General features: G+C 72.9%; 4 protein-coding genes and 1 pseudogene. 2 read left to right on the top strand and 3 right to left on the bottom strand.

The window, feature by feature from the left end; translation table 11 throughout:
• On the top strand, positions 1-1,196 hold a 1,196-nt coding region (locus tag GKQ77_RS27455; protein ID WP_258022057.1), incomplete at its 5' end, for a zf-HC2 domain-containing protein.
• 29 nt (positions 1,197-1,225) lie between these two features.
• On the opposite strand, the gene purU is transcribed toward GKQ77_RS27455, so the two are convergent.
• Together purU and GKQ77_RS27445 are read right to left on the bottom strand one after the other, a co-directional pair.
• Positions 1,226-2,107 carry a formyltetrahydrofolate deformylase gene (purU, locus tag GKQ77_RS27450; RefSeq protein WP_219691620.1) on the bottom strand — a complete coding sequence of 294 codons (882 nt, stop codon included), beginning with the start codon at positions 2,105-2,107 and terminating at the stop codon, positions 1,226-1,228.
• Positions 2,108-2,161: 54 nt separating this feature from the next.
• Positions 2,162-2,662 carry an SCO4402 family protein gene (locus GKQ77_RS27445; protein WP_219691619.1) on the bottom strand — a complete coding sequence of 167 codons (501 nt, stop codon included), beginning with the start codon at positions 2,660-2,662 and terminating at the stop codon, positions 2,162-2,164.
• Positions 2,663-2,780: 118 nt separating this feature from the next.
• Between GKQ77_RS27445 and GKQ77_RS27440 the strand changes: the two genes are divergently transcribed.
• Positions 2,781-4,055: an ABC transporter substrate-binding protein gene (locus GKQ77_RS27440; RefSeq protein WP_219691618.1), complete on the top strand. Its 1,275-nt coding sequence runs from the start codon at positions 2,781-2,783 to the stop codon at positions 4,053-4,055.
• 29 nt (positions 4,056-4,084) lie between these two features.
• On the opposite strand, the pseudogene GKQ77_RS27435 reads toward GKQ77_RS27440, so the two are convergent.
• A pseudogene (locus GKQ77_RS27435) lies at positions 4,085-4,984 on the bottom strand (hypothetical protein); the annotation flags it as partial.

Below are 4,984 nucleotides of genomic sequence, written 5' to 3'. Positions count from 1 at the left end.
TCCGGGAGCCGCCACCTGCCCCGCCGGAGCCGCTCGTCCTTGAGCACCGCGTCCTGAAGTCCCTGCTCGGCGCCTGGGCGCTCGCCGCGTGCTCGGCGGCCGAGGCCACCGCCGTCGAGGAGCACCTGGGCGGCTGCGGACCCTGCGCGGAGGAGGCGCTGCGGCTGCGGGACGCCGTCGGCCTGCTGCACCCCGAGGAGAGCCTCGATCTCGACCCCGGCCTTCGCACCCGCGTCCTGCGGAGCTGCCTCGGCCGCCGCCCGCCGCGCATCCCGGTGCCCGAGTGGGCCGTGCCCTACGACGCGGAGAGCGCCCGCCTCGACGCCCTGCTGCGGGACATCGGCGACTCGGAGTGGCACGCTCCGGTGCGGCTGCGCTGGTTCGAGCGGGACGGCCAGGTGACCAGGAAGACGACGGTGGCCGGGATCATCGCGCATCTCCTCGCCGTCGACGGCCTGGTCGGCCTCGCCCTCGGCCTGGAGGACCCGCTCGGCCCCGGGACCCCGGGCCCGCAGCACCCCGCCCACCGCACCGAGGCGTACTGGCACGCCTCGCACTTCCCGCCCACGCGCGCGGTGCGGGGTCCCTGGCGGGACCAGGCGCACGAGATCATCCGCACGGTCTCCTTCGCGGGCGACGGCTCGGGCCGGCTCCCCGTGCCGTACGGGACGGCGCCACCGCCCGAGCACGGCGCCGACGGCGATGCCGACGCCGGTCCAGGGCAGAAGATCGAGCTGCCGCTGCGGGACGCGATGGTGGACCGCGCCTTCGAGTGCTGGATCCACGCGGGCGACATCGCCGAGGCGGTCCACTACCCGTACGAGCCGCCCGCGCCCGGGCACCTCCACCACATGATCGACCTGGCCGTCCGGATGCTCCCGGGCACGCTGGCCGACCGCCGCCGCTCCGGGCTCGCCACGCCGTCGCGCGGCCTGGTCGCGGCGGGCACGCCTGGCCGCAGCCTGCGGCTGGAGATCGAGGGCCTGGGCGGCGGCGAGTGGTTCATCCCACTCGACTCACCGGCGGCGGTCGGCTCGGCCGAGCGGGAGGTGGCGCATGTGGCCCTGGACGGCGTCGAGTTCTGCCGGCTGGCCGCGGGCCACGTCTCGCCGGTGGAAGCGGCCGCGGGCCAGGACGGTGACCGGGAGGCGATCAGAGACGTCCTGTTCGCGGCGGCCTCCCTGAGCCGGATGTGACTCAAGCCCCTGCCGGGGCCCCGCACACGTCAGGCGAAGACCACCGTCCGCCGCCCGTTCAGCAGAATCCTGCGCTCCGCGTGCCACTTCACGGCCCGCGCCAGCGCCTGGCACTCCACGTCACGGCCGATCGCCACCAGCTGGTCGGGGGTCACGTCGTGGCCGACCCGCTCGACCTCCTGCTCGATGATCGGCCCCTCGTCGAGGTCGGCCGTCACATAGTGCGCGGTGGCGCCGATCAGCTTCACACCGCGCGCGTGCGCCTGGTGGTACGGCTTCGCGCCCTTGAAGCTCGGCAGGAAGGAGTGGTGGATGTTGATGATCTGCCCGCTCAGCGCCTTGCACAGATCGTCCGAGAGCACCTGCATGTAGCGGGCGAGGACGACCAGCTCCACCTCTTCGGAGCGCACGATCTCAAGCAGCTGCGCCTCGGCCTGCGGCTTGTTCTCCCGCGTCACCGGAATGTGGTGGAAGGGGATGTCGTACGAGGCGACAAGCTCGGCGAAGTCCGTGTGGTTGGAGACGACGGCGGCGATCTCCACCGGCAGCGCGCCGATCCGCGAGCGGAAGAGGAGGTCGTTCAGGCAGTGCCCGAACTTCGACACCAGCAGGACGACCCGCATCCGGTCCGCGACGCGGTGGATCTGCCAGTCCATGTGGAAGGAGTCGCCGATCGCGGCGAAGCTGGCGCGCAGCTTCTCGACGGTCACCGGGGCCTCGGCGGAGAAGTGGACGCGCATGAAGAACAGCCCGGTGTCATGGTCACCGAACTGCTGGCTGTCCTCGATGTTGCAACCGGTCATGAAGAGGTAGCTCGACACGGCGTGCACGATGCCCTGCTTGTCGGGGCAGGAGAGGGTGAGGACGTACTGCTCAGCGGGGGCGGCGGGGGCGGCGGACTGCTCATTCATGCGGCCAAGGTTCCCATACACGCCGGTCGCCGTGGGCGGGCGTCCCACCCCGGCTCAGCCGGACCGGGTCAGGATCCGCAGCACCTCGAGCGTCTTCGGCGGCTCGTCCGGGTCCTCCCCGTCGCCCGCCGCCAGGAGCGCGTGCGCGTCCCGCGCCGCCCGCACGGCGTCCGGCCAGCCCGGGTGCTCCAGATAGACGGAGACCATCGCGTCGGGCCCGACCTCGTGCATGATCCGCAGGACCCGCAGCACGGCCGTGTCGACGAGCGCCGCCTCCTGCGGGTCCCGGAAGATCGTTCCGACGTATTTCTCCGCGGACCAGTTGTCCAGCCAGGTGTCCTCGACCAGCCGGTAGACGGCGTCGGTCACGTCCCCGTACTCCTCGCGCCCCGCGAGCCAGCACTCCCGCTGGAAGTCGGGGTCGGAGAGCATGTGCAGCGCCGAGCGCACATTGCTGCGCCAGCGCCACCACGGCATGTCATTGGTCGGCATGCCGCCCATGGTGCTTGAGCGACGGCCGCGACGGGAAGAGTTCTCCGAACCTTGCACGGTCATCGATCGTACGTTCCCACACCGTGCACTCGAATCGGCCCCCGCCCGTTCACCCTCATGTCACGGTCCGTTGAGAACGCGTCACTCCACGGTTGGCCCTCCCACGGAATCGTGCGGGGACATGACCGGCAGGCGACGCACCTTCTTCCCCCGCCCCTCCAAGACCGCGGCGCTCGCCGCGGCCGCGGCGACGGCGTGTACGTCCCTGATAGCCGGTTGCGGGGTCATCCCTGGCGCCACGGGGGGTTCCAGGGACGACCCCATCACCGTCATGACCTGGGCCCCGGAGAAGACCAAGGCCACCAACAAGCCCGGCGTCCCCGCCATGGCGCAGGCCTACGCCCGCTGGGTCAACGCGCACGGCGGCATCGACGGCCGCGAGCTGAAGGTCCTCACCTGCAACGACCACAACGACGCGGTCGGCGCCGCCGACTGCGCGCGCGAGGCGGTCGACCAGGAGGTGGCCGCCGTCGTCGGCGCGTACAGCCAGCACGGCCGCTCCTTCCTCGCCCCGCTGGAAGTCGCGGGCATCCCCTACATCGGCGGCTACGGCATCACCGACGACGAGTTCAGCAGCCCTCTGTCCTACCCGGTCAACGGCGGCGAACCGGCGCTCCTCGCGGGCAACGGCCGCCAGCTCGCCGCCCGCTGCGACCGCGTCGCCCTCGTACGCCCCGACACCCTCGCCGGTGACGAGCTGCCCAAGCTGCTCAACTCCGGGCTCCGCGACGGCCACCACAAGCCCGTCGCCGACATCCGCGCCCCCGAGGACGGCACCGACCTCACCCCGCAGGCCGAGCAGGCACTCAAGCACGCGGGCGCCAAGGACGGCTGTGTGACGGCGGCGCTCGGGGCCCGCACCGACACCTTCTACGACTCGTTCCGGCGCACGAAGGACGACTATCCGCCGGTGCGGATCTCCTCCGTGCTCGGCAGCGTCGACCAGTCGCTCGTCGACCGCACCGGCGGCGCGAGCGGCCCCTACGAAGGCGCGTACGTCACCGGCTGGTACCCCGCGGCGGGCGACAGCCGGTGGGCGCAGATGCGGAAGGTCATCCGCGAGCAGGCGTTCGGCGACAACCGCGTCGACCCCGCCGACGCGGGCGTCCAGACGACGTGGATCGCGTACACCGTCCTGAAGCAGGCCGTCGAGTCGCTGAACGGCGGCGAGGTCTCCGCCCACACGCTGCGGCGCGCCCTCGACGGCGGTCTGCGCGTCGAGACGGGCGGCCTCACGCCCCCGCTGAGCTGGCGCTTCGAGGATCTGATCGCGGCCAGCGAGTTCCCGCGCCTGATCAACTCCGGCGTCACGTTCCAGGTCGTGCGCGACGGGAAGTTCGTCCCCGCGCGCAAGGGCTTCGTGAACGTGGAGGAGACGCTGGAGCAGTCGGCGTAAGCCGGGGCGCGGCACGCCCCGGCCGGGGCCTACAGCTGGGACTTCTCGCGCGTGGTCAGCCCGTACTTGCGGGCGATCGCGTTCCAGTGGTTGGCCGCCTGCTCCTTGGCGGTGGTCGCCTCACCGCTCGCGCGGTTGCCCGCGCCGTGCTGCGGGGTGCTGCGGGCGTGGCCCTTCTTGCACCCCTTCTTGCCCGCCATCTGGTCCGCCCACGCGGCGTAGTGGCTGTCGGCGGAGGCGGACGCCTTCCAGGCCCGGTTGAGGGAGGCCGTCAGCTGGTCGTTGGCCGGGAGCTTGTCGACCTTCAGCCCGGCGAGACGCGTGACCAGGCCGTTGCGCTGCTTGGCTGCGGCGCGCAGGTCGGTCGCCGACTGGCTGAGGTTCTGGCACTTGCCGACGTTGCGTACGGCGGCGATGACCATGTCACGGCTGTTGTTGCTGTCGGCGAGGAGCTTGTCCAGGGCGACCGCCTGCTTCCTCGCGGGGTCGGCGGTGGGCGAGGGCCGCTCGTCGGCCGGGGCGGACGCGGAGACGGGCTTGCCGTCCGCCTCGTCGTCACCGCCGCCGGAGCTGAGGAGCGCGCCCGCGCCGACGCCGAGCACGGCGATGCCGACGCCGATCGCGGCGATGAGCGGCACCTTCGATCCGGTGCGGCTGCGGCGTCCGCCGCCGTGGCCGTTCCCCGTAGGGGCCGGTGCGGGCGCCGGGGCCGGAGCCGGGGTGCCCGGGGCCTCGAAGCGGGGCATCTGCTGGGTGGAGGCGGGCCCCTCGGCCTCCGGCTCGGTGCGGAAGAGGTTGTCGAACTCGGCGGGCGGCTGCCGGTCGCCGGGGGCGCCGGGGCGGATGCCGTAGGGCGCGGCGGCGGGCTCGGGCGGCGCGCCCTGGCCCGCGGGGCCGCTGTCGCCGGGGACGGGCGCGATGAACTGGGT

The organism is Streptomyces anatolicus, assembly GCF_019400875.1.
GTDB lineage: Bacteria > Actinomycetota > Actinomycetes > Streptomycetales > Streptomycetaceae > Streptomyces > Streptomyces anatolicus.
Note: the sequence above shows the minus strand (reverse complement) of the source record. Positions and strands in the feature narration are given on the sequence as shown.